The following is a 23,281-nucleotide window of genomic DNA, read 5'->3' as shown; positions in this document are numbered from 1 at the left end:
GGTGGGATGCGCCCATGCCTCCTGAACACCGGACCACCCTGCGCGTGGCCCTCTTCGGCGCCGTCCTGGGGGCTCTGCTGAGCTGGGTGACGTCGCGCGGGCTCATCGACGACACCTACATCACGCTGTCCTACGCGCGGAACCTCGCCGAGCACGGCCACTGGGGGATGACCCCGGGGCTGATGTCGAACGCGGCCACCTCGCCGCTGAACGTCGCCCTGCTCGCCGGGTGCCTGCTGCTGGTGCAGCCCTTCGCGGGGATGGACGGGGAACTCGCGCTCGGGGTCCTCACCACCCTGCTCGGAGCGCTGGCGGGCTGGTGGTCCGCGCGCGCCGCGGCCCGCCTGGAGCTGTCCGCGGCGTGGCCGGCCGCCGCGCTGGTCGTCGTGCTCGCCAACCCCTTCCTCGTCTCCGCCCTGGGGCTGGAGGTGGTGCTGCTGTTCACCGCCATGACCGGGCTGCTGGCGGCGGGGCTGGCCGGGCGCCCGGTGCTCTACGGGCTGGTCGCGGCGGCGGGTCTGCTGGCCCGCCTCGACATGGTGGTCTTCGTGGTGGTGCTCGCGCTGGCCTGCACCGGGATCCTGCGCCGGCTCCCGCTGGCCGTGCTGGCCTGCGTCGTCGCGTGCCTGCCGTGGTTCGCGTTCAGCTGGTGGTGGCTGGGTTCCGCCATCCCCGACACCTTCGTCATCAAGACCAACCAGCGGAACTTCGGGGAGGGACGCACCTACCTGCGCGGGCTGTGGACCCACTACGCGCCCAACACCCCGCTGACCGTCGCGGTGAGCGTGGTGGCGGCCGCCCTGGGCGTGCTCGTCCTGGCGCTGCTGGTGCTGAGCCTGCTGCGCCGGCGGGCCCGGCCGGGCACCGGGGGACTGCTCGGGCTCGGCGTGGGCGGGGTCGGGTACTTCGCGGTCTACAGCGTGCTGGGCGTGCCCCCGTACCAGTGGTACTACGTGCCGCCGATGGCGGCGCTGTCCTTCGTCGCGGTCCTCGGCACCGGGGTCCTGCTGGGCCGGCGGGCCGTGCGGCGCCCGGGCGCCGTCGTCGCCGGGGCGCTGGCGGTGGCCGCGCTCGCCGGGCTGGTCGTGAGCGTCCCCGCCACCGCGCGGTCCCTGCCCTGGCCGTACCCGCCGGTGTTCGCGAACTTCGCCACCCCCGCGGAGTACCGGCGGATCGGGGCCGAGGTGGGCCGGGTCGTGGGGGATCAGCGGGTCGCCTCGCCGGGGGAGATCGGGACCCTGGCCTACAGTTGCGACTGCGAGATCATCGACCAGTTCTCCGACCCCTCCTACCTGCAGGGCGTGATCGACGCCCGCACCGCCGAGTCCGGGCCGCTCCTGCGCCGGCTGCTGGAGTTCAACTACACCCACCGCGACCCGCCGCCCGCGCAGCCGACGCCGTTCGTCCTGCGCTGGACCGACGCCGGCGCCGACCCGGCCCTCGGGATCGACTCCTGGCCCACCACCCAGGGGACGTGGCAGCGGCGCAGCGTGCTCGTCCTGCTCCCGGGGTAGCGGTAGCGCGGCGGGGGACCCGGGGCCGGTGGTCACGCTCCGCAGCTGGCCGACCCCGGGTGCCGCGGCGGGGGGACGCTTCCACCACCCGGAACGATCAACTCGTGGCGCTGCGTGCCGATGGAACCCCCGATGCGGCACCACGGAGGGCGCCGCCGGGAGCACCGTGGACGGAACCAGTGCTGAACGAGGCGTGGCGCAGTCACCCCACCGGGGGGAGCGAGACCTCCCCCGCCGGTGTCGATGCCGCGTTGCTGCACTTCGCGGCCGCCGGTGACCAGCCGGTGCTGGTCGTGTCCCGGCCTAAGGCCCCGGCCCCGCTGGAGGCCACCCGCGTGCGGTGGGCCAACACCGCCGCCGCCGACCTGTTCGGCGTGGCCGCCGACCACCTCGTCGACCTCGCCACGACCCGGCTGCTGCGCCCGCGCGACGGCTCCCCGGAGCTGGAGCGGCTCTCCCGCGACCGCCGCACCCGCTGCGCCGTCGACGCCGTCACCTCCGGGGGCGAGCTGCGCCGCACCGAGGTCGTCGCCTGGCCCGTCCCCGAGCGCGAGGGGTGGGAGTGGTTCTGGGTGCTCGGGGTCGTCCTGCCCGAGGACGAACGGGCCCAGGCCGCGCTGCGCGCCGCCGAGGACCGCTTCGCCACCCTCGCCCAGAGCTCCCCGGTCCCGACCATCGTCTCCGACGTCGGCGCCCGGCTGTCCCGCGTCAACGACGCCTTCGCCGAGCTCATCGGCCTGCCCGCCGAGGAGCTGTGCGGCACCGCCTGGCTCACCCACGTCGTCGACGACGAGCGCAGCGGGGTGGTGGAGGCCGTGGCCCGGGTCCTCTCCGGGGAGCGCGTCACCCTCGACACCCGGCTGCGCAACGCCGCCGGGCAGGTCCGCTGGGTCGCGGTCCGCCTGGCCCCCAGCCGCACCCCCGGCTACGGCGCGGGCTTCATCGGCACCGTCGAGGACGTCACCGACCGCCTGGCCCGCGAGCACCGGCTGGCCTACCAGGCCCAGCACGACCTGCTCACCGGCCTGCCCAACCGGCTCGCCCTGCTGGAGCGCCTCGCCGACCTGCTGGCCCTGCCCGGCGAGGCCCCCGGCCCCGGCACCGACGTCGGGGTCCTCATGGTCGACCTCGACGACTTCAAGACCGTCAACGACGGCCTCGGCCCCGAGGCCGGGGACGCCGTCCTGGTCGAGATCGCCCGCCGGCTGGCCGGCACCGTCCGCTCCGGGGACGTGGTCGCCCGCCCCGGGGGGGACGAGTTCGTCCTCGTCTGCGCCGGGCTCGACGACCTCGGGGCCGTGGAGGCCACCGCCCGCCGCGTCCTGGACGCCGTCCTCGCCCCCGTCGAGGTCAACGGGCTGCGCCTGCGGCTGAGCGCCAGCATCGGGGTCGTCCTGCTCGACGGGTCGAGCTGCGGGCCCGAGGAGGTCGTCCGCGACGCGGGCATCGCCGTGCACGAGGCCAAGGCCGCCGGCGGGGGCCGCTGGACCCTGCTCGACGAGGACGTCCGCCACCGCGCCCGCCGCGCCCTGCGGCTGGTCGCGGACCTGCGCGAGGCCCTCTCCCGCGGGGCCGTCGACGTCCACTACCAGCCCATCGTGCGCCCGGGCCGGCCCGCGCAGGTGCTCAGCCTCGAGGCCCTGTGCCGCTGGACGCACCCCGAGCTCGGGGCGATCCCCCCGGACACCTTCATCGAGCTGGCCGAGCGCGCCAACCTCGTGCCCGCCCTCGACGCGCACGTCCTGGCCGTGGCCTGCCGCGACCTGGCGACCTGGCGGGCCGCGCACGCCGCCGGGGACCTGCCGCTCACCCCGACCCACGTCGCCGTCAACGTCTCCGCGGTCAGCCTCGCGGCCGAGGGGTTCGCCGCCGGGGTCCGGCGCACGGTCGCCGGCGCCGGCCTGCAGCTGAGCGACCTCTGCCTGGAGGTCACCGAGACGGCCCTGGCCAGCGACCTGCGGGCCTGCCGCACGGTCCTGGAGGAGCTGCGCCGGGACGGGGCGCGGGTCGCCATCGACGACTTCGGCACCGGCTACTCCTCGCTGGCCTACCTCAAGGACCTGCCCGTGGACCACCTCAAGGTCGACCGCTCCTTCGTCCGCGACCTGCGCACCGCGGTCGACGGCGTGCAGGGGGGCCCCGCGCGCGCGGTGGCCGCGGCCGTGGTCTCCCTCGCCCGGACCCTCGGCCTGGGGATCGTCGCCGAGGGCGTGGAGACCCTGGAGCAGGACGCGGTCGTGCGCGACCTGGGCTGCGAGGCCGTGCAGGGCTGGCTGTACTCGCGGCCGCTGCCCCGGGAGGCCCTCGCGGAGCTCCTGCGCGGGGGCGGTCTGCTGCACCCGCTGCCGCAGGGGGCGGGCGCGTGAGCGGGCCGACGCCGGACCCGGCGCTCGTGCCCACGTCCCTGCCGGCGGCGGTGGAGGTCCTGGGCCGGGTCTCCGCCGCGCTGGACGACCTGCCCTCGCACCGCCCGGTCGCGGCCAAGGTCATCGCCGAGGCCGACGACCACCTCTCCGACGCGCGCTCGCTGGGCCGGACGCTGAGCTTCGACCCGGCCCTGACCGCGCGGGTCCTGCGGCTGGCGAACTCCGCCTACTTCGGGTTGTCGGGGCGGGTCTCGGCCCCCGCCTTTGCCGTCACCGTCGTGGGGTTCTCCACCGTGCGCAGCCTCGCGGTGTCCGCGATGGCGGGCCTGGACGAGGTCCCCGAGGCGCTGGAGGGGTTCTGGGAGCGCAGCGTGATGACGGCCGTGGCCGCCGCCGAGCTCGCCCCGCGGTTGCGCGCGGGGGCGCCCGACGCGTTCTCGGTGGGGCTGCTGGCCCGCCTGGGGCAGGCCCTGCTGGTGCGCTGCGACCCGGTGGAGTACCCGCTGCTCACCGCCGCCGCCGCCGACCGGGAGGAGCTGCTCGCGGCGGAGAACCGCCGCTACGGCGTTCCCCACACCCGGGTGTCGGCGGAGGCGCTGGCCGCGTGGGCGTTCCCGGACGAGCTGTCCGAGGCGATGGCCCAGGTCGACCGGCCCGGGTGGGCCGGGCCGCTGGCGACGTCGGTGCGGCTGGGGCTGGAGCTGGCCGAGCGGGCCCTGGACCCCGCCCGGACCCCGCGCCCGGCGGACCAGCTGAGCTCGGGTCACGTGCGCGACGCCGAGCTGGACGCGCTGCGCCCGGGGGTCGTGCGCACCGCCGGTGAACTGGTGCAGCTGCTGACGTCGTGACCTGGTTGGATGAGCGGGTGTGCGAGGCGACCCCGACGGCGGAGATCACGCTTCCCGACGAGGAGCACTCGGCCCGGCGGGCCCGCACCTTCCTCAGCGAGGCCCACTGCGCCGAGCACCACGCGCGGGTGCTGGAGGAGGCGCAGCTGCTCGTCTCGGAGCTGGTGACCAACGCCGTGCGGCACGGGGCCCCGCCGGTGCGGGTGCGGGTCTCCTGCGGCGGCGCCGACGGGGCCGGGCTGCAGGTCGCGGTCTCCGACGGCGACCCCCACCCCCCGGTGCGCCGGGACGCGCCCCCGGAGGCCGAGGGCGGGCGCGGGGTGGCGCTGGTCGACATCATCTCCGACCGCTGGGGCGTCGAGCGCGCCGACGCGGGCAAGACCGTCTGGTTCGTCCTGTCCTGACGCCGCGCCGGGTACGCCCCGCCGGGGCGGGCTCGCCCCTTCAGCCGCCGGGGCGCACCACGCGCCGGACCAGGTCCGTCCACCCGGCGGCCAGGCGCTGCGGGGACGGCTGGGCGGGGCCGTCGGGGGCCCGCTCGACGTGGCGGGCCAGCGGGGCCTCCAGGACGGCCAGCAGGTTGAACGCCAGGACCTCGACGTCACCCCCCACCCCCGCGGCCTGCAGCAGGACCCGCACGTGCAGGCGGGCGAAGGCGGCGGGCGCGTTCGCGCCGCGGGTCAGGTGCGCGTCGGCCTCGCGGACGAGGTGGCCCCGCCGGGCGAGGAGGTCCAGCCTCTCGTGGCCGAAGGCCACCAGCCGGTCGACCGGGTCGGCGCCGGGGCCCAGCGGGGGCGGGCCCCACAGGCAGGCGGCCTGGAAGTCGCGCTCATGCTCGTCGAGCAGGGCGGCGAAGAGCCCTGCGCGCGAACCGAAGCGGCGGAAGACGGTGCCCTTGCCCAGACCGGCCGCGGCGGCCAGCGCGTCCATGCTGAGCCCGGCGGCGCCGTGCTCGTCGAGGAGGGCGCGGGCGGTGCGCAGCAGCAGTTCCCGGTTGCGGGTCGCGTCGGCGCGCTCGGGCACCGGGGGGCTGCCGAGGAGGCTGACGGGGCGGGGCACGGGGGGAGCGTAGGCCGTCGGGACCACGGGTGCTTGAAGGTGGGAGTAGAAGCGGACTACAGTCCGCATCAACACCGCCTTCCCGAGGAGACTCCCGATGACCAACGTCCTGGTGCTGGTGGGCAGCCTGCGCGCCGCCTCCACAAACCGTCAGATCGCCGAGACCGCGGTCCAGCTCGCGCCCGAGGGCGTCGACCTGACCATCCACGAGGGTCTGGGCGACCTGCCCTTCTACAACGAGGACGTCGACGTCGAGGGCTCCGTGCCCGCGCCCGTCGCCGCCTTCCGCGCCGCGATCACCGCCGCCGACGCCGTCCTCGTCGTCACCCCCGAGCACAACGGCACCGTCCCCGCCGTGCTGAAGAACGCCATCGACTGGGCCTCGCGCCCCTACGGCGCCAGCCCGCTGAACGGCAAGCCGCTCGTCGCGATCGGTTCCGCCTTCGGCCAGTACGGCGGGGTCTGGGCCCAGGACGACGCCCGCAAGGCCTTCGGCATCGCCGGCGCGAACGTGCTCACCGAGGTCTCCATGGCGATCCCCGGCTCGGTCGTCCGCTTCGCCGAGCTGCACCCCAAGGACGACGCCGAGGTCGTGGAGAAGCTCACCGCCGTCCTCGACGGGCTCGTCGCCGCCACCCGGCCCGCCGCGGCCTGACCCCTCACCCCTCGGGCAGGACCGGCACCATCGCCGAGCGCGCGCGGTCCCAGACCCGCGGCCGGCGGTCGGCGAAGTCCTCGGCCAGCCAGCGCCGGACCTGCCCGAGGGTGAGGCCCGGCTCGGCCAGCCGGTGCTCGCCGAGCTCCTCGAACCGGTCGCCCTCCAGGCAGTAGGCGATCCGGTCGAGGGAGTCCATCTGCCGGATCGTCACGAGCTCGTCGACCAGCACGTCCTCCGGGTGCGCGGCGCCCGGGTGCAGCGCGCGCGCCGCCGCGCAGAACTCCTCCCCGCGCCCGGCGTCGGTGAACGAGTAGTCGTTGGCGCCGCCCAGGCCGCGGTTGCCGACCAGCCCGAAGCTCTGGCCGAAGCGCAGCAGGTCGCAGGACCAGGCGACGACCTCGGCGTCCTCCGGGGCGTCGGGGTCCTCCTGGTAGCCGCTGACGGAGTAGCGCTGGTGGGGGTGGTCGATCGAGGGCGGCACCTCAGCAGGCTAGGGCCGCCTCGAGCCGCGAGCGCGCCGCCTCCAGGACGATCCGCTCGGCCACCGTGGCCGGGGCCAGCCGGTCCAGCGACGTCGCGATCCGCGCGCACAGGTCGCGGTCCTGCCCGACGAAGGCGGCGTGGACGAAGGCCAGCCCCATGACGAAGGCGGCGTGGCGGCGGGCCTCGACCGCCTGCAGGTCCTCCAGGGTGAGCGGCACGCCGAGGACCCGGCGCACGCACGCCGGGGCCAGGTGCAGGAGCGCGCCGTCCGGGGTCGCGACCAGGGCCGAACCGGTGGGCAGGGCGTGCCGGCACAGCGGCGCCTGGCACCAGCCGCCCTCGCGGGAGAAGCCGACGACGCGGCTCCCCGGCGGGATGGAGGAGAACATGCAGGAGTCGTCGGGTCGGTGGCGCCCGGGCTGGATGCGCCGCCCGGGCGACCGGGCGACCCCGCCCCTCCGGTGACTCCTCGTGGTGGGTGGGTAACCCCCGGTCCGGGCCGGTGCTCCCGTCGGGGTGATCGGGCCCCCGGACGGGGGCGCGAATCGTCGCCGCGGACGCGCAGGACCCACACTGCGGACGGACAGGGCCACCACGACGGGCCCGACCACCGGCGTCGACAGAGAGAAGAACGTGAAGATCGTCTACTACAGCTTCGGGGGCCGTTACTCCGACAACCCGCGAGCCCTGCACTGGCGGGCGCTGTCCCGCGGGGTCACCGGCGTCGAGCACGTCTGGCTGGCCGACCCCCGCCACGCCGGCTCCTTCCCCGTCGGCACCACCACCGTCCCCCTCGGCACCCCCGCGGCCCTCGCCGCGCTGGAGTCGGCCGACGTCGTCGTCGCCGACAACCACCTGCCGCCCTTCACCAAGGCCCCGGGGGCGACCTACCTGCAGACCTGGCACGGGACGCCGCTGAAGCGCATCCACCGCGACGCGATCAACCAGGCCCACGGGAACGAGGCCGTGCTGGCGCGCCTCGACGACGACGTCACCCGCTGGGACGTCCTGCTCGGGCCCAGCGCCGCCGGCGCCGTCCCCCTGCGCGCCGCCTTCGGCGTCACCGGCGAGGTCCCCGTGACGGGGTACCCGCGCAACGACGCGCTGCTGGCCCCCGACGCCGGCGAGCGCCGCGAGCGGGTGCGCGCGGCGCTGGGGATCGAACCGGGGCGCACCGCCGTCCTGTACGCCCCCACCTGGCGCGACGACGACCGCGCCACCGGCGGCGACCCCGACGCCCGCCTGCCCCTGGACCCCGACCGCTTCGCGCAGCGCCTGGGGGAGGACCACGTGCTCCTCCTGCGCCTGCACCACCTGGTGCCCGAGACCCTGCGCGGGCGCCGGGTCGCCGGGGTCGTCGACGTCTCCGAGCACCCCGACGTCAACGACCTGTACCTGGCCGCGGACGTCCTGGTGAGCGACTACTCCTCGGCGGTGTTCGACTTCGCCCTCACCGGCCGGCCGATCCTGTTCTTCGCCTACGACCTCGAGCACTACCGCGACGTGGTCCGCGGCTTCTACTTCGACCTGCTCGAGATCGCGCCCGGCCCGGTGCTGCAGACCTGCGAGGAGGTCCTCGACGCCCTCGCCGACCTGGACGGGGTCCAGGTCGCGTGGCAGGAGCGCTACGAGGCGTTCCGGGCCCGCTTCTGCCACGCCGAGGACGGCCGCGCCGCCGACCGCGTCCTCGACCTCCTCCTCGCCCCGGCCACCGCGGGGGTGGGCGCGTGAACCGCACCGCGGACGGCACCGTGCAGGCCGTCGTCCTCGCCGCGGGCCTGGGCACCCGGCTCGGGCGCCCGCTGCCGAAGTCCCAGACCGTGCTGCGCGACGGGCGCACGATCATGCGCCAGCAGGTGGACCACCTGCGCTCCGCGCTGTCGGCGGAGGTGCGCGTCACCGTCGTCGTCGGGTTCAAGGCCACCGTCGTCATGGAGGCCCACCCGGACCTGCGCTTCGTCTACAACGAGCGGTTCGACTCCACGAACACCTCCAAGAGCCTGCTGCGCGCCCTGGAGACCTCCCACCCCGGGGGCGTGCTGTGGATGAACGGCGACGTGGTCTTCGACCCGCGCATCCTGCGCCACGTCCAGCCGTGGCTGGACCGCGACGAGACGTTCGTCTGCGTGAACACCGCCTCCGTCGCCGAGGAGGAGGTCAAGTACACCGTCGACGCCGAGGGCTTCGTGCGGGAGCTGTCCAAGACGGTGCGCGGCGGCCTCGGGGAGGCGGTCGGCATCAACCACGTCTCCTCCCGTGACAAGGCGGTCCTCGTCGAGGAGCTGCGCGCCTGCGCCGACGACGACTACTTCGAGCGGGGCCTGGAGACGGCCATCGCCCGCCGCGGCCTGCACGTCGCCCCCGTGGACGTGTCCAGGTTCGACGTCGTCGAGGTCGACTTCGAGGAGGACCTGCAGCGCGCGGACCGCATCGAGGCCGACCACCTGCGGCTGGACCCCCTCCTCCGCTGAGGGGGTGACGCCCCCGGCCCGTCCCTGACCCGTCCGGGCGGGACGGGTCGACGCTGCGTGACGGCGGTCGGCCGCGACGGTGAACGGGCTCAGCCCCGCCGCCGTCGCGGCCGATCACCAGGGGGTCCCGTCCCGTCCGACCCCCCGGGGTGCCCGCCATGAGATTCGCCCTCGCCCTCGCCGGCCTCGGCGCCGTCGCCTGCCTCGTCGCCGCGGTGCCCGCCGCCGAGGTGACCTCCCACGTGAGCACGACCCGGGAGGTCGTCAGCGCCGTCAGCCCCTGACGCCCCGGCGCCGTAGGATCGAACCCGTGTTCGAACCACGGCCGCGGCACGGCCCGCCGGGGTGGCCCCAGGAGGTGCCGCCCCCGGGCGCGGGGGAGTGGCAGGCCGACGCGGTGACCTGGCTGCTGGACCAGGCGCCCCCGGAGTTCCGCTCCTACGCCGTGGTGCGCCACCACCCGCTGCTGCTGGCCTGGCTGGTCGCCCACCACGTCCGGGCCCAGCAGGAGGCCCTGCGCGCGGCCCGCAGCACCGCCCGCCGGGACCTGTCGCAGGAGCTGCCCCCCGAGGTCGCCCCCCGGCTCTTCGACGTCCTCGACCGCGAGGAGCTGCGGCTGCGCCGGCTGGCCCGGGCGGTGGACCTGCTGGAGCAGGCCGTGCGCGGGCGCCGGTTCGTGCCCCGGATGTGAGCCGCCCGTGAACGCTTCGCCCGCACGGGCGGTCTGCGGCCCCGGGCCCCGGCGCGGCTCCTACACTCGCCCCGTCCGACCCACCACGACGTCCTGCCCGACCCCGCGACCCAGGAGGCCACCCCGCATGGGGCTGCTCGAGACCATCAAGGGGCCCCAGGACCTCAAGTCCCTGCCCGCCGAGGAGCTGCCCGCCCTCGCCGAGGAGGTCCGCGCCTTCCTCGTCGACGCGGTCAGCCGCACCGGCGGGCACCTGGGGCCCAACCTCGGCGTCGTCGAGCTGACCATCGCGCTGCACCGCGTCTTCGACTCCCCCCGCGACCGGCTGGTCCTCGACACCGGGCACCAGAGCTACGTGCACAAGCTCCTCACCGGCCGGCAGGACTTCTCCCGGCTGCGCGAGGCCGGCGGGCTGGCCGGGTACCCCTCGCGCGCCGAGAGCGAGCACGACGTGGTGGAGAACTCCCACGCCTCCACCTCGCTGTCCTGGGCCGACGGCCTGGCCAAGGCCTTCGAGCTGCGCGGGGAGAGCCAGGGCGAGCACGGGCGCCGCGTCGTGGCCGTCATCGGCGACGGCGCGCTGACCGGCGGCATGGCCTGGGAGGCGCTGAACAACATCGCCGACGCCCAGCGCCCGGTCATCGTCGTCGTCAACGACAACGAGCGCTCCTACGCCCCCACCACCGGCGGCATGGCCTCCCACCTCGCGACCCTGCGCACCACCCGCGAGTACGAGAAGCTCCTGGACTGGGGCAAGCAGTCCCTCAAGCGCGGCGGGACCCCCGGCCGGCTGGCCCACGCGACGCTGCACGGGGTGAAGAAGGGCCTCAAGGACATCGTCGCCCCGCAGGGGCTGTTCGAGGACCTCGGCCTGAAGTACGTCGGGCCCGTCGACGGGCACGACACCGAGGCCGTCGAGCACGCCCTGCGCCGCGCGCGCTCCTTCGGCGGGCCCGTCATCGTCCACGTCATCACCCAGAAGGGCCGCGGCTACCAGCCCGCCCTGGCCGACGACGCCGACCGCTTCCACGCCGTGGGGGTCATCGACCCCGAGACGGGGGAGGCGCAGGCCACGTCCGGCTCGTCGTGGACCAGCGTCTTCGCCGACGAGGTCCTCGCCATCGCCGACGAGCGCCCCGACGTCGTGGGCGTCACCGCCGCCATGCGCGCCCCCGTGGGCCTGGAACCCTTCGCCCGGGCCCACCCCGAGCGCGTCTTCGACGTCGGCATCGCCGAGCAGCACGCCGTCACCTCCGCCGCCGGCATGGCCGCCGGCGGGCTGCACCCCGTCGTCGCCGTCTACGCCACCTTCCTCAACCGCGCCTTCGACCAGCTCCTGCTCGACGTGGGCCTGCACCGGGCCGGGGTCACCCTCGTCCTCGACCGCGCCGGGGTCACCGGGCCCGACGGCCCCAGCCACCACGGGGTGTGGGACCTCGGGCTGTGCCGGCTCGTGCCCGGCCTGCGCCTGGCCGCCCCGCGCGACGCCGCCACCCTGCGCGCGGAGCTGCGCGAGGCCGTCGACGTCGACGACGCCCCCACCGTGCTGCGCTTCAGCAAGGGGAAGGTCCCCGCGGCGATCCCTGCGATCGCCCGCACCGGGCACGCCGACGTCCTGGAGGGCCCGGCCTGGGCGCAGGGCGACGACGTCCTCCTCGTCGCCGTCGGCGCCCTGGTGACCCGCGCCCTCGACGTCGCCGCCCGCCTGCGCGCCCACGGCGTCGGGGTCACCGTCGTCGACCCACGCTGGGTGGTGCCCGTGGACGAGGCGCTGGTGGACCTCGCCCGCAGCCACCGCCACGTCGCCGTCCTCGAGGACGGGGGCGAGGTCGGCGGGGTCGGGTGGGCGCTGGCCGCCGGCCTGCGCGAGCGCGACGACGCCACCCCGGTGCACGGCTTCGCCCTGCCGCAGCGGTTCCTCGACGTCGGGGCCCGCGACGCCCTCCTCGACGAGGCGGGCCTGGCCCCGCAGGACGTGGCCCGCGCCCTGGTCGAGGCGGTGGCCCGCACGGGTCAGCCGGAGCGCCCGGGGCCCTCCGCCGCGGTGCCCCCGCGCTAGGCCGCCCGCGCGCTCACTCCCGCAGGTCCACCGGGCCGCGGTGGACGGGGAACCCGGCGGCGATCCACGCCTCCACCCCGCCCACCAGGTCGGTGGCCCGGGACAGGCCCACCGCCCGCAGCGACGCCGCGGCGAGGCTGGAGCTGTAGCCGTGCCGGCACACCACGACGACCCGCAGGTCCGGACCGGTCGCCTCCGGGATCCGGTGCGGGCCGGTGGGGTCCAGGCGCCACTCCAGGACGGTCCGGTCGATGACCAGCGCCCCGGGGAACTCGCCCTGCGCGGCCCGGTGGGCGGGGGTGCGGGTGTCGACGACGAGCGCCCCCGCCTCCTGCTCGGCCCGCAACCGCTGCGGCGTCAGCCGGTCCAGCCCCGCGCGCGCGGCGGCGAGGACCTCCTCGGCGCTCACCGCCGGGCCCCCGGACCCCTCGCGGGGAGCGCCCCCGCGGGGAGGGCGGCGGGCACGGCGGCGGACGGCGGGCGGACGGCACCGCGGGTCGGGACCACGACCGCAGCCTCCCGCACGGGGGTTCAGTCGGCGAGCACGTCCTCCACCAGCCGCGGCGAGGTCGGCGCGAGCGCCACCTCCGAGCGGGTCACCAGCACCGGCCGGCGGAAGCCGCGGTCCGCCGCGTCGGTGGCCATCCAGGCCGCCCCCACGTAGGCGGGGTCGATGCGGGTCAGGTCGAACCAGCCGCGCGTGCGGTCGGGCACGGCGATCGCGCGCAGCACGTTCCCCACCGTCCGGTCGGGTCCGGCGACCAGGTGCTCGCGCAGGGTCGCCGAGGCCAGCAGGGTCGGGACGTCGCACCCGGCGACGGGACGCAGGACGCCGTCGCCGGCGCCCAGCCCGCGGCTGCCCGCGTCGCGGACGAGGCGGCGCGCCACCAGGGCGCCGATGTCCTCCAGCCGGGCGAGGTCGACCTCGCCCAGCCGGGGCGAGCGGCCCGTGGCGCGGGCGGAGCCGACGGGGACCGGCACGGTCCGCTCCCGGGCGCGGTCACCGGTCCCGGTCCGGACGACGACCCCCAGCCCGAGGTCCAGCGCGCCCCCGAGCTGGGGGACGTGGGGCCACCCGTAGGCGGGGTGGCGGTCCGCGCCGACCGGGATCGCCAGCGGCACGGTGCGGGCCCCGTCGCGGTGCAGCTCCCGGTGGGCGTGCAGCAGCTCGCCCACCCGCAGCCGGGCGACGTCCTCGTCCGCCCCGGCGGCCGTGCGGGCCAGGTCGGACCACTCCAGCGGGCTGCACCCGGGCAGCCGGACCCCGTCGTCGTCGAGGTCGACGTCGAGGTCGTCCAGCACGCTGGTCGCGAGCACGCTGCGTCGCAGGAGGGCCCGGACGGGGGGCGGCTGTTCGGGGCTCACGTGGCCGACCGTAGGCGAGAGCGCTCCGGCGCACGTCCCGGCGTCCCCCGGACGGGTCAGCCGGTGGCGAGGTGGAACCAGACGGTCTTGCCGCCGGACTCCTGCGGGCGGGGCCAGCCCCCCGTGTCCGCGTCGGTGCGGCTGCCGTCGCTGCCGTAGACGCCCCAGGTGGTGGCCAGCGCGTCCACCAGCGCGATCCCCCGCCCGGCGGTGGCCCCCGGGGACTGCGCGCGCAGGGTGGGGACCCGCTCGTCGGAGTCGGAGATCCCCACGAGGATGCCCTCCTCGTCGTGGGTCAGCGACAGCACCACCGGCCCGCGGCCGTGGGCGAGGGCGTTGACGACGAGCTCGCTGGTCAGCAGCTCCGCGATCCAGCGCCGGGCCGCGGGCAGGTGCTGCTCGGGGCAGTGGTCGCAGACCCAGTGCCGGGCCATGGCGGCCGCGGAGAGCTGGTCGTGCAGGGTGAGACGTTCCACGTCCACCTCCGTCGAGTTCGGCCGCACCACCTCGTCGTGGCGGGGTACGACCTTGACGCAGGCACGGCCCGGCGGCAAGCGGAGCGGTGTCGGCTCAGTCCTCGACCGGCGCCGGGCCGGGGTCCGCCTCGGTGACCCGGGCCTGCGCCATCGCGGCGGCCACCGGGGCGGCCACGAGGTCCAGCTGCCAGGGGCGGGCCCCCCGCGCGGCCAGCGCGGCCCGCACCCCCTCGGCCTCCAGCGGCTGCGGGGGAGCCCACGCCACCCGCCGCAGCGCGTCGGGCTGCAGGAGGTTCTCCACCGGCAGCCCGTGCTCCTCGGCCAGCGCGGTGACCGCGGCCCGCGCCGCGCCCAGGCGGGCGGCGGCGAGGGGGTCCTTGGCCGCCCAGGCCCGCGGCGGGGGCGGCCCGTCGCCGCGGGGGGTGTGCGCGGGCAGGTCGGCCTCGGGCAGGGCGAGGGCCGCGGCCACCGCGTCGGCCCACGTCTGCAGCTTCGACTTCGCCGCCCGCCCGGTGAACCCCGACGTCGAGGCCAGCGCCTGGGGGGTGCGGGGGGTGGCGCGGGCGGCGGCGACGATCGCGGAGTCCGGCAGCAGCCGCCCGGGGGAGGTGTCGCGCCGGCGGGCCTCCTCGTCGCGGGCCTGCCACAGCGCCCGCACCACGGCGAGCTGCCGGCGCGAGCGCACCGCGTGCAGACCCGAGACGCGCCGCCACGGTTCGGCCGGGGGCACCGGAGCCGGGGCGTCGGCGACGGCCGCGAACTCCTCCAGGGCCCACTCCAGCTTCCCCTGCGCGGCGAGGCGCTCGGCGAGGGCGTCGCGCACCTGGACGAGGACCTCCACGTCGAGGGCGGCGTAGGTCAGCCACGGCTCGGGCAGCGGGCGCGTGGACCAGTCCACCGCGGAGTGCTCCTTGGCCAGGCGCAGCCCGAGCAGCTCCTCCACGACCGCGCCGAGCCCGACCCGCGGCAGCCCCGCGATGCGGGAACCGAGCTCGGTGTCGAAGAGGCGGGTGGGGCGCATGCCCACCTCGGCCAGGCACGGGAGGTCCTGGTTGGCGGCGTGCAGCACCCACTCCGCGTCGGCGAGGACCGCGCCGAGGGAGGAGAGGTCGGGGAGGGCGTCGGGGTCGATCAGCGCCGTCCCGGCCCCCTCGCGGCGCAGCTGGACGAGGAACGCGCGCTGGCCGTAGCGGTAGCCCGAGGCGCGCTCGGCGTCGACGGCGACGGGACCGGTGCCGGCGGCGAACGCGGCGACGGTGCGCGCCAGGGCGGCCTCGTCGGCCACCACGGGCGGCAGGCCGTCGGCGGGGGCCGAGAGCATGGGGAGCTCAGGCTCGGCCTGTTCCTGCTCCTGCTGCTGCGTCGGCGCGTTCGTCACCGCACCACCGTACGTGACCGGTGGTGCGGCCCGGCCGGGGCGTGCCCGGCGCGGTCGGCGCGACGTCAGCGCGGCGTCAGCGCGGCGTCACTGGATGACGCCGGCCCGCAGGGTGATGGCGACCATCTCGGCGCGGTCGCCGGTGCCGAGCTTGCGGGCGATGCGGGCCAGGTGGCTCTTCACCGTCAGCGCGGACAGGCCCAGCGCCGCCCCGGTGTCCTTGTTGGAGCGGCCGTCGGCGACGTGCTGGAGCACCTCGATCTCGCGCTCGGACAGCGAGTCCACGCCGTTCTCGCCGCCGCGGCCCTCGAACCCGACGCCCTCGGGGCGCGTCGTCACCAGGTAGCAGCGCACCCCGGCCGCGACCGCCCCGCGGACCGCGAACGGGTCGGCGTTGGACGAGAGCACCACGCAGCGGTTCCAGCCCGCCGCGCGCAGCTCCGAGACCAGCTGGGCGCCGGAGCCGTCGGGCAGGCCGGCGTCGGCGATGAACAGGGCCCGCGGGCCGGTGCGGGCCATCGCGCGGGCCTGGGCGACGCTGGTGGCGTGCTCCACGTTGATCGCACCCAGCATGCGCAGGGTGCGGGTCACGGATTCGCGGACGGCGGGGTCCGCCACCGCGACCAGGGCCGCGAAGCGGCCGAGCCGGGACGGGACGGCCATCCCGGGGCGTTCGACCAGTGCGGTCACCGTCGTCCTCCTGCAGGCGATCGGCGCCCGCCCACTGCGGTGCGCCTCGATTACTGAGGAGGTGATCGGCCCGTCGGGGGCCCGCCTTGAACGTTCGCGACCGACCTTCCTGGCCGCCGGGTCCCGCGGGGTGGTGCCGGACCCGCTGCGCCTCAGCGGGTGCGGCCGATCGGCAGGACGCCCTCGGGCAGCGGCGGCAGGCCCGCCACCGTGCACACCAGGACGCCCCACGCGTGCAGGTGCGCCGCGATGTCGGCCGGGTCGGCCGGGGTCCAGGAGGCGCGCAGCTCCACGTCGACCGACGCCGGGCGCCCGGCCAGCGCGCCGTAGCCCTCCGACAGCACCCGCGTCACGGTGCCCCCCACCCCGGTGGCCAGGGCCCCGCTGGTGGCCAGCCCCTCCTCCAGCCACGACCAGCCGACCTGGCCCAGCATCGGGTCCCCGCCCAGCTCCGCCTCGAGGTCGGCGCGCGCGTAGGTGACGACCCGGAAGTCCCCGCCCCACTCCGCGGGCCGGGACGGGTCGTGCAGCAGGATGAAGCGGCCGGTCGCCAGCTCGTCGCCGTCGACGACCACGTCCCCGGCCACGGCCACCGCGAACGGCGCGATGCGCGCCGGCGCCGGGACCTCGCTCAGCACGATCTCCGAGCGCAGGCGGACGGCGCGCACCGCGGCCACCGCGGCCTCGAAGGCCGGCGGAGCCCCGGGCGCTCCCGGGGTCCGGTGCGCGCTCACGCCAGGGAGCCTAGGCACCCCCGACCCCGCGGGGGCGTCAGCCACGCCGTGGGAGCATCGGCGCGTGCCCCTCGAGAACTCCGCCTACCTCCACGCCGCCCGCGGGGGCACCACCCCGCGCCGCACCCCCGTCTGGTTCATGCGCCAGGCCGGCCGCTCGCTGCCGGAGTACCGCGAGGCGCGGGCGGGCACGACGATGCTGGAGTCCTGCCGGATCCCCGAGCTCGTCGCGGAGATCACCCTGCAGCCCGTGCGCCGCTACGACGTCGACGCCGCGGTCTTCTACTCCGACATCGTGGTCCCCCTCGAGGCCGCCGGCGTCGGCGTCGAGATCGTCGCGGGCACCGGTCCCGTCATCGCCGAGCCCTTCCGCACCCGCGCCGACCTCGACCGCCTGCCGGAGCTGTCCCTGGACGCCCTCCAGCACGTCACCGACGCCGTCGCGCTCACCACCGCGCAGCTCGCCGGCATCGGCGACGGGGTCCCGCTCATCGGCTTCGCCGGGGCCCCCTTCACCCTCGCCAGCTACCTCGTCGAGGGCGGCCCCTCCCGGGACCTGCTGCGCACCAAAGCGCTGATGCACGCCGACCCGCAGCTGTGGCACGACCTCGCCGCCCGCCTGGCCCAGATCGCCGGCACCTTCCTGCGCGCCCAGGTCCTCGCCGGCGCCTCCGCGGTCCAGCTCTTCGACTCCTGGGTGGGCGCGCTGCCGCTGGCTGACTACGAGCGCCTCGTCGCCCCGCACTCCTCGGCCGCGCTGGCCGCGGTGTCCGACCTGGGGGTGCCGCGCACGCACTTCGGCACCGGCACCGGGGAGCTGCTCGGCGCGATGGCCGCCGTCGACGGCGGCGTCGACGTCCTCGGCGTGGACTTCCGCGTCCCCCTCGACGTCGGCGCCGCCCGCGGCGCGGCCGGCGCGGGACGCCCCGTCGCCGTCCAGGGCAACCTCGACCCCGCCCTGCTCTTCGCCCCCTGGGACGTCCTGCGCGCGGACCTGCACCGGATCCTCGCCGAGGGCGAGCGCGCCGGGGGCGGGCACGTCGTGAACCTCGGCCACGGCGTCCCGCCCACCGCGGACCCCGCCGTCCTGGCCCGGGTCGTGGAGGAGGTCCACGCGTGGCGGAGCTGACCCCCGCCCCGCCCCGCCCCCGCGCCCTCCCGCACGTGGTCGTCGTGGGGGCCGGGATCTCCGGCCTCACCGCCGCGTGGGAGCTCACCCGCTCCGGGGAGTTCACCGTCGAGGTCCTCGAGGCCGCCGACGTCGTCGGGGGCGTCCTGCAGCGCGCCGAGGTCGGCGGGGTCGTCCTCGACGTCGGCGCCGAGTCGATGCTCGCCCGCCGCCCCGAGGGCGTGGACCTGGTCCGCGACGCCGGTCTCGCCGACGCCCTCGTCCACCCCGCCACCGCCCGCGCGAGCGTCCGTTCCCCCGGCCGCCTCGACCCGCTGCCCTCAGGCACCCTCATGGGGGTCCCGCGCTCCGCCGACGCGGTGGAGGGGTTCCTCGCCCCCGCGGAGGTGGCCCGCGTGCGCGCCGAACCGGACCTGCCCGCCCCGCCGCTGACCGAGGACGTCGCCGTCGCCGACTACGTCGCCGCCCGCGTCGGGCAGGCCGTCGTCGACCGCCTCGTCGAACCCCTCCTCGGCGGGGTGTACGCCGGCCACGCCGCGCAGCTGTCCCTGCGCGCCACCGTCCCCGCCCTGTGGCAGCACGCCGTGCGCGGCGGTTCCCTCCTGCACGCCATCGCCGAACCCCCCGCCGCCTCCAGCGCCCCCGTCTTCGCGGGCCTGCGCGGCGGCCTGGCCACCCTCCCGCGGACCCTCGCCGAGCGGCTGCGCGAGCGCGGCGCCGTGGTCGCCACCTCCACCCCCGTCACCCGCCTGGAGCGCCGCCCCGACGGCTGGCTCGTCGACACCGCCCGCTGCTCCCGCCACGCCGACGCCGTCGTCGTCGCCGTGCCCGCCCCCGCCGCGGCGCGGCTGCTGGCCGAACCCGTCCCCGCCGCCGCGGCCGAGCTGCGCGGGGTCGAGACCGCGAGCGTGGTCATCGCCGCGCTCGCCGTCCCGGCGGGGGAGCTGTCCGGGCTGACCGGTTCGGGGCTGCTCGTCCCGCCCGCCGTCGCCGCGGTGGAGGGCCTGCGCGCCAAGGCGCTGACGCTGTCGGGGAACAAGTGGGACTGGGTCGGGGACCAGCGCGGGGACCGGCCCGGGGGCACCGCCGTGCTCCGCGTCTCGCTGGGACGCGCGGGGGAGACCGAGGCCCTGGGGGCCGAGGACGCCGACGTGGTGCGCTGGGCCACCGCCGACGCCTCCCGGCTGCTGGGACGCGACCTGCACCCGGTCGAGCACGCCGTGGTGCGCTGGGTGGACGGCCTGCCGCAGTACGCCGTGGGCCACCTCGACCGGGTCGAGCGGCTGCGCGCGGCCGTCGGGGCCGCGGGCCGGCTCGCCGTCTGCGGCTCGGTCCTGGACGGGGTCGGGATCCCGGCCTGCGTCGGGGCCGCCCGGCGCGCGGCGGCGCAGGTGCGTGCGGAGCTCGCACCGGCCTGGGGGAGGATGCGGGCATGACCGAGCAGCACACCGAACCGTCCCCCGAGCAGCAGCCACCGGCCCCCAGCGTCGACGAGATCAACAGCACCATCGCCTACGCGATGTGGTCGGTCTTCGCCGTGGAGAGCCCCCTGGGCGAGGGCGAGCGCACGGACCTGACCCGCGAGGTCCAGGACCTGCTCGACGAGCTCACCGGCCGGGGCCTGGTCGTGCGCGGGTCCTACGACGTCGCCGGCCTGCGCGCCGACGCCGACCTCATGTTCTGGTGGCACGCGCCGACCGTCGAGCTCGTCCAGGAGGCCTACCGCCGGCTGCGCCGGACGCGGCTGGGCCGGCACCTGGTGCCGGTCTGGTCGGTCGTGGGCCTGCACCGGCCCGCGGAGTTCAACCGCGGCCACGTGCCGGCGTTCCTGTCCGGGGAGCGGGCCCGCGACTACGTGTCCGTCTACCCCTTCGTCCGCTCCTACGAGTGGTACCTGCTGCCCGACGACGAGCGCCGGAAGATGCTGCGCGACCACGGCCTCAAGGCCCGCCCCTACGAGGACGTCCGCGCCAACACCGTCTCCGCGTTCTCGCTGGGCGACTACGAGTGGATCCTCGCCTTCGAGGCCGACGAGCTGCACCGCATCGTCGACCTCATGCGCGACCTGCGCGACACCGAGGCCCGGCGCCACGTGCGCGAGGAGGTGCCGTTCTTCACCGGTCCCCGGGTGGCGCTGGCCGACCTCGTCGACGCCCTGCCCTGAGAACGGCCGTACCCCGCACGCGCGAGAGCCGCTGTCCCCGACGGGGGCAGCGGCTCTCGCGCGTGCGCGACGTCCCGGGAGGGCTCAGATCCGCTCGGGGTCCTCGGTGTCGGCGGCCGCGACGTGGTCGCCCCCCACGTGCCCGGAGCCGCCGGACTCGTCGGGCTCCTCCTGCTGGAGGCGCTCCTCGATGGTCTCGTTGTCCGGGTCGACGTCGTCGCGCATCAGCTCCTCCGTCGCCCGGCTCACCCGCCGCGTGGCGTCGTAGGTGTCGTCGTCGCTGTCGGAGAGGAGGGTGTCCGTCTGCAGGTCGCGCAGGTCGCCGCCGTCCTCGTCGTCCTCCTGCGGGATGGACGAGTCGGCCTGCCGCAGGTCCGGGTCGGCCAGGGGGTCCAGCTCGGGGTCGATGGGCTGGTAGGTCTCGGAGTACGGCTCGCTCATGGCCCCCACTGTGCCCGGGCCCCCGGGCGGGCGCATCCGCGCTGCGCCGGGGGCCCGGGGCGCGATCAGGCCGAGGTGGGCCGCAGGCTCAGGCTGACCGAGTTGATGCAGTACCGCTGGTCGGTGGGGGTCGGGTAGCCCTCGCCCTCGAACACGTGGCCGAGGTGGGAGCCGCAGTTCGCGCAGCGCACCTCGGTGCGGCGCATCCCCAGGCTGTCGTCGACGAGGAGCTCCACCGCGGCGGAGTCCTTGGGGTCGAAGAACGACGGCCACCCGCAGTGCGAGGCGAACTTCTCGGCGCTGGTGAACAGCTCCGCACCGCAGGCGCGGCAGGCGTAGACGCCCTCGGTGGTGGTGTCCTCGTACTCGCCGGTGAAGGGGCGCTCGGTCCCGGCCTGACGCAGCACGTGGTAGGCCATCGGGTCCAGTTCAGCGCGCCACTCCGCGTCGGTCTTGGTGACGTTGTAGGTTTTCGTGCTCGGGCCCTGGCTGGTCTGCGGCGTGTCTGCGGTCATGCCACGTCCAACCCCCCGGCCCCGGCGGGTGTTCCGGTCCTCAGCCGAGGCGGGTGGTGCCCGCGTAGACGTGCAGGACGGGCACCCCGAGGGCGTCGCGGGCCCGGGAGGCCCAGTCGGTGTGGAAGGTGTCCTCCACGGCGTGCGGGCGGGTCACCACGACGAGCTCGCGGACGTCGGCGCCGGTGGCGAGGGCCTCGCGCACCGCCGGCAGCGGGTCCCCCTCCGTGGTGCGGCCCTCGGCGCTCAGCCCCAGGTCCCGCAGCGCCGCCAGGGTCGCGGCCAGCGCCGCCTCGGCCTCGGCGCGGGCCCGGGACGGGTCGGGGTGGCCGTGGCGGACCTCGTCCAGCGCCGCGCGCACCTCGCCCAGGCTCAGGTGGTCCAAGACCCCGGCCAGCAGGCTGCGGCCGGTCTCGACGGGCACCAGGACCAGGTGGCGCACCTCGGCCCCGGCGGCCCGGGCGTCGGCGTGCAGGCCGGCCACGTTGCGGGCGTCGACGTCGCCGAACGCCTCCTCGGTGAGGACGACGACGGTCCAGCTGTCCACGGGTGCGCTCGGATCCACCCGCCGACCCTAGCGGGGGCGTGCGGACGCGGCGCCGGGGCGTCGGGCAGGATCGCCGGTGTGATCGGGCGAGGGCTCAGCCGCGCGGACGGGCGCGGGACCGGCGGGCCGCACCCGCGGCGCGGGCAGGGGCGGGGACGCGGGCAGGGACGGGGGCGGTGGCGGCCGACGGCGGCGCTCCTCGCCGCCGCCGGGGTCGCCCACCTGGCCCGCCCCGTGGGCTTCGACGCGATCGTGCCCCGCTCCCTGCCCGGCCGCCCCCGCACCTGGACCCTCGCCTCGGGCCTCGCCGAGCTCGCCCTGGCCGCCGGGCTGGCGGTCCCCGCCACCCGTCGCGCCGCCGGCGGGGCGGCCGCGGTGTTCCTGCTCGCCGTGTGGCCGGCGAACGTGAAGATGGCCCTGGACTCCCCGCCCGGCTCCCGGCGCCGGGCGCTCGCCCTCGCCCGGCTGCCGCTGCAACTGCCGCTGGTCCGCGCCGCCTGGCGGGCGGGCCGGTGAGGGGGCGCCGGGTGGCCTCCCTGGCCGCGGCCACCGCGACGGTGACGGCGGCGCTCACCGGGGCGGCCCTCACCGGGGTCGCCGTCGGCTTCGCCCGCGCCGTGGTGACCCCGCGCCGGGACAAGCCCGACGACCTGGAGGTGCTGCAGGTCGGGCCGCGCCGGGTGGTGCTCACCGAGACCGCCGACACCGTCGTCCCGGGCCGCTACGGGGTCTGGACCGACGGCGGGGCCGGGCACTTCCGCGTCGGTGACGTCCTCGACGTCACCGACGGGCGCGTCACCCGGGAGCTGCTCGGGGTGGACGCCGGGGTGCCGCGCCCCGGGGCGGCGCGGTGGAACCAGTACTACTACGCCGGGAACCCCACGGCGGCGCTCGGCCTCGCCCACGACGACCTCGCCGTGAGCGGCGAGGTCGGGGAGCTGCCCTGCTGGTCCGTCCCCGCGGCGGCGCCCGGCGCGGTCCCCGGCGGGGTGTGGGCGGTCCTCGTCCACGGCCGCGGCGCGACGCGGGAGGAGGCGCTGCGCGCGCTGCCGGTGTTGCACGAGCTGGGGATCCCGTGCCTGGTGCCGAGCTACCGCAACGACGCCGACGCGCCCGCGGTGGCCGCGGGCCGCTACGGCCTGGGCGACACCGAGTGGCGCGACGTCGAGGCCGTGGTCCAGCACGCGCTGGACTCCGGCGCCCGCCGGGTGCTGCTCGTCGGCTGGTCCATGGGCGGGGCGATCCTGCTGCAGCTGGTGGCGCGCTCCCCGCTGGCCGGGCGGGTCGCCGCCCTCGTCCTCGACGGCCCGGTGCTCGACTGGTACGACGTGCTGGACCACCAGGCCCGTCGCCGCCGGATCCCGGTCCGGCTGGGGCGCTACGGGTTGCGGCTGCTGGCCCACCCGCTGGGCCGCCGGCTGGTGGGGGTCGAGGGGCCGCTGGACCTGCGCCCCATGGACTGGGTGCGCCGCGCCGGGGAACTCGTCCTGCCGGTGCTGCTGCTGCACTCCGACGCCGACGACTACGTCCCCGACGGCCCCTCGCGCCGGCTCGCGCAGGCCCGGCCGGACCTGGTGACCTACGTGCCGAGCTCCACCGCCGGCCACACCCGGGAGTGGAACGTGGACCCGCAGCGCTGGGAGACCGCCGTGCGCCGGTTCGTCTCCACCACGCTGCGGGAGGACGCCTGAAG

The 23,281-nt window shown here is 77.0% G+C and carries 27 protein-coding genes; 15 read left to right on the top strand and 12 right to left on the bottom strand.

What is annotated here, in order from left to right; all coding sequences use genetic code 11:
• Nucleotides 1-14: 14 nt before the first annotated feature.
• The 4 genes from KRAD_RS26400 to KRAD_RS03200 all read left to right on the top strand — a co-directional run bounded on the left by KRAD_RS26400 (nt 15) and on the right by KRAD_RS03200 (nt 5,132).
• Nucleotides 15-1,514, top strand: coding sequence for a hypothetical protein (locus tag KRAD_RS26400; protein WP_162145130.1), 1,500 nt, complete (start codon nt 15-17; stop codon nt 1,512-1,514).
• A 179-nt stretch (nt 1,515-1,693) separates the two neighbouring features.
• Entirely contained in the window at nt 1,694-3,880 is a 2,187-nt protein-coding gene (locus KRAD_RS25855; protein ID WP_049821053.1) for a putative bifunctional diguanylate cyclase/phosphodiesterase, read from the top strand.
• Nucleotides 3,877-4,728: an HDOD domain-containing protein gene (locus KRAD_RS25850; protein WP_011981806.1), complete on the top strand. Its 852-nt coding sequence runs from the start codon at nt 3,877-3,879 to the stop codon at nt 4,726-4,728. Before KRAD_RS25855 ends, KRAD_RS25850 begins: the two co-directional genes overlap by 4 nt.
• A gap of 17 nt (nt 4,729-4,745) precedes the next feature.
• On the top strand, nt 4,746-5,132 hold the full coding sequence (locus KRAD_RS03200) for an ATP-binding protein (RefSeq protein ID WP_157873464.1): 387 nt from the start codon (nt 4,746-4,748) through the stop codon (nt 5,130-5,132).
• A 40-nt stretch (nt 5,133-5,172) separates the two neighbouring features.
• Here the strand turns inward: KRAD_RS03200 and KRAD_RS03195 are convergent, their stop codons facing one another.
• Complete coding sequence (locus tag KRAD_RS03195; RefSeq protein WP_049821398.1) at nt 5,173-5,787, bottom strand: TetR/AcrR family transcriptional regulator; 615 nt, start codon at nt 5,785-5,787, stop codon at nt 5,173-5,175.
• A gap of 97 nt (nt 5,788-5,884) precedes the next feature.
• Here KRAD_RS03195 and KRAD_RS03190 point away from each other — a divergent pair, with 97 nt between their 5' ends.
• Nucleotides 5,885-6,442, top strand: coding sequence for an NAD(P)H-dependent oxidoreductase (locus KRAD_RS03190; RefSeq protein WP_011981803.1), 558 nt, complete (start codon nt 5,885-5,887; stop codon nt 6,440-6,442).
• Between the two features lie 4 nt (nt 6,443-6,446).
• Here KRAD_RS03190 and KRAD_RS03185 read toward each other — a convergent pair whose 3' ends face one another.
• Both KRAD_RS03185 and KRAD_RS03180 read right to left on the bottom strand, forming a co-directional pair.
• Complete coding sequence (locus KRAD_RS03185; RefSeq protein WP_011981802.1) at nt 6,447-6,926, bottom strand: hypothetical protein; 480 nt, start codon at nt 6,924-6,926, stop codon at nt 6,447-6,449.
• A gap of 1 nt (nt 6,927) precedes the next feature.
• Nucleotides 6,928-7,317: a hypothetical protein gene (locus KRAD_RS03180; RefSeq protein ID WP_041291872.1), complete on the bottom strand. Its 390-nt coding sequence runs from the start codon at nt 7,315-7,317 to the stop codon at nt 6,928-6,930.
• Nucleotides 7,318-7,561: 244 nt separating this feature from the next.
• Here KRAD_RS03180 and KRAD_RS03175 point away from each other — a divergent pair, with 244 nt between their 5' ends.
• The 5 genes from KRAD_RS03175 to dxs all read left to right on the top strand — a co-directional run bounded on the left by KRAD_RS03175 (nt 7,562) and on the right by dxs (nt 12,149).
• Complete coding sequence (locus tag KRAD_RS03175) at nt 7,562-8,659, top strand: CDP-glycerol--glycerophosphate glycerophosphotransferase (RefSeq protein WP_041291871.1); 1,098 nt, start codon at nt 7,562-7,564, stop codon at nt 8,657-8,659.
• Entirely contained in the window at nt 8,656-9,399 is a 744-nt protein-coding gene (locus KRAD_RS03170; RefSeq protein WP_011981800.1) for a phosphocholine cytidylyltransferase family protein, read from the top strand. The genes KRAD_RS03175 and KRAD_RS03170 overlap by 4 nt, the downstream gene beginning before the upstream one ends.
• A 158-nt stretch (nt 9,400-9,557) precedes the next feature.
• Nucleotides 9,558-9,683, top strand: coding sequence for a hypothetical protein (locus tag KRAD_RS27425; protein ID WP_275263047.1), 126 nt, complete (start codon nt 9,558-9,560; stop codon nt 9,681-9,683).
• A gap of 26 nt (nt 9,684-9,709) precedes the next feature.
• Nucleotides 9,710-10,090 carry a hypothetical protein gene (locus tag KRAD_RS03165; protein WP_203417484.1) on the top strand — a complete coding sequence of 127 codons (381 nt, stop codon included), beginning with the start codon at nt 9,710-9,712 and terminating at the stop codon, nt 10,088-10,090.
• A 127-nt stretch (nt 10,091-10,217) separates the two neighbouring features.
• Nucleotides 10,218-12,149, top strand: coding sequence for a 1-deoxy-D-xylulose-5-phosphate synthase (gene dxs / locus KRAD_RS03160; RefSeq protein ID WP_011981797.1), 1,932 nt, complete (start codon nt 10,218-10,220; stop codon nt 12,147-12,149).
• A 13-nt stretch (nt 12,150-12,162) separates the two neighbouring features.
• Here the strand turns inward: dxs and KRAD_RS03155 are convergent, their stop codons facing one another.
• The 6 genes from KRAD_RS03155 to KRAD_RS03130 form a co-directional block, all read right to left on the bottom strand.
• Entirely contained in the window at nt 12,163-12,558 is a 396-nt protein-coding gene (locus tag KRAD_RS03155) for a rhodanese-like domain-containing protein (protein WP_011981796.1), read from the bottom strand.
• Between the two features lie 122 nt (nt 12,559-12,680).
• Entirely contained in the window at nt 12,681-13,514 is an 834-nt protein-coding gene (locus KRAD_RS03150; RefSeq protein WP_011981795.1) for a hypothetical protein, read from the bottom strand.
• Nucleotides 13,515-13,570: 56 nt separating this feature from the next.
• A complete protein-coding gene (locus KRAD_RS03145; RefSeq protein ID WP_157873462.1) occupies nt 13,571-13,990 on the bottom strand; it encodes an ATP-binding protein in 420 nt (139 codons plus the stop codon).
• Between the two features lie 94 nt (nt 13,991-14,084).
• Complete coding sequence (locus KRAD_RS03140) at nt 14,085-15,368, bottom strand: HRDC domain-containing protein (RefSeq protein ID WP_011981793.1); 1,284 nt, start codon at nt 15,366-15,368, stop codon at nt 14,085-14,087.
• A gap of 87 nt (nt 15,369-15,455) precedes the next feature.
• Nucleotides 15,456-16,058, bottom strand: a complete 603-nt coding sequence (locus tag KRAD_RS03135; protein WP_011981792.1) for a response regulator transcription factor — start codon at nt 16,056-16,058, stop codon at nt 15,456-15,458.
• Nucleotides 16,059-16,210: 152 nt separating this feature from the next.
• Nucleotides 16,211-16,792: a DUF3000 domain-containing protein gene (locus tag KRAD_RS03130; protein WP_049821052.1), complete on the bottom strand. Its 582-nt coding sequence runs from the start codon at nt 16,790-16,792 to the stop codon at nt 16,211-16,213.
• Nucleotides 16,793-16,856: 64 nt separating this feature from the next.
• Here KRAD_RS03130 and hemE point away from each other — a divergent pair, with 64 nt between their 5' ends.
• The 3 genes from hemE to hemQ are packed head-to-tail and all read left to right on the top strand — an operon-like array spanning nt 16,857 to nt 20,085.
• Complete coding sequence (gene hemE, locus KRAD_RS03125) at nt 16,857-17,921, top strand: uroporphyrinogen decarboxylase (protein ID WP_011981790.1); 1,065 nt, start codon at nt 16,857-16,859, stop codon at nt 17,919-17,921.
• Nucleotides 17,909-19,357 carry a protoporphyrinogen oxidase gene (gene hemG, locus KRAD_RS03120; RefSeq protein ID WP_011981789.1) on the top strand — a complete coding sequence of 483 codons (1,449 nt, stop codon included), beginning with the start codon at nt 17,909-17,911 and terminating at the stop codon, nt 19,355-19,357. Before hemE ends, hemG begins: the two co-directional genes overlap by 13 nt.
• Nucleotides 19,354-20,085, top strand: a complete 732-nt coding sequence (gene hemQ, locus KRAD_RS03115; RefSeq protein WP_011981788.1) for a hydrogen peroxide-dependent heme synthase — start codon at nt 19,354-19,356, stop codon at nt 20,083-20,085. Before hemG ends, hemQ begins: the two co-directional genes overlap by 4 nt.
• 84 nt (nt 20,086-20,169) lie before the next feature.
• On the opposite strand, the gene KRAD_RS03110 is transcribed toward hemQ, so the two are convergent.
• The 3 genes from KRAD_RS03110 to KRAD_RS03100 all read right to left on the bottom strand — a co-directional run bounded on the left by KRAD_RS03110 (nt 20,170) and on the right by KRAD_RS03100 (nt 21,606).
• Nucleotides 20,170-20,526 carry a hypothetical protein gene (locus tag KRAD_RS03110; RefSeq protein WP_041291870.1) on the bottom strand — a complete coding sequence of 119 codons (357 nt, stop codon included), beginning with the start codon at nt 20,524-20,526 and terminating at the stop codon, nt 20,170-20,172.
• A gap of 65 nt (nt 20,527-20,591) precedes the next feature.
• Nucleotides 20,592-21,041, bottom strand: a complete 450-nt coding sequence (gene msrB, locus KRAD_RS03105) for a peptide-methionine (R)-S-oxide reductase MsrB (protein WP_011981786.1) — start codon at nt 21,039-21,041, stop codon at nt 20,592-20,594.
• Nucleotides 21,042-21,081: 40 nt separating this feature from the next.
• The gene (locus KRAD_RS03100; protein WP_011981785.1) at nt 21,082-21,606 is read right to left on the bottom strand and encodes a hypothetical protein; all 525 of its coding nucleotides are present in this window, start codon (nt 21,604-21,606) and stop codon (nt 21,082-21,084) included.
• A gap of 204 nt (nt 21,607-21,810) precedes the next feature.
• On the opposite strand from KRAD_RS03100, the gene KRAD_RS03095 reads away from it, so the two are divergent.
• The gene (locus KRAD_RS03095) at nt 21,811-22,104 is read left to right on the top strand and encodes a DoxX family protein (RefSeq protein ID WP_157873775.1); all 294 of its coding nucleotides are present in this window, start codon (nt 21,811-21,813) and stop codon (nt 22,102-22,104) included.
• 11 nt (nt 22,105-22,115) lie between these two features.
• Nucleotides 22,116-23,279, top strand: coding sequence for an alpha/beta hydrolase family protein (locus KRAD_RS03090; protein WP_203417483.1), 1,164 nt, complete (start codon nt 22,116-22,118; stop codon nt 23,277-23,279).
• Nucleotides 23,280-23,281: the final 2 nt, after the last annotated feature.

Origin of the sequence: Kineococcus radiotolerans SRS30216 = ATCC BAA-149, assembly GCF_000017305.1 — a bacterium.
Lineage (GTDB): Bacteria > Actinomycetota > Actinomycetes > Actinomycetales > Kineococcaceae > Kineococcus > Kineococcus radiotolerans.
The sequence above is the reverse complement of the archived record's forward strand: the minus strand, read 5'-3'. Positions and strand labels throughout refer to the sequence as shown.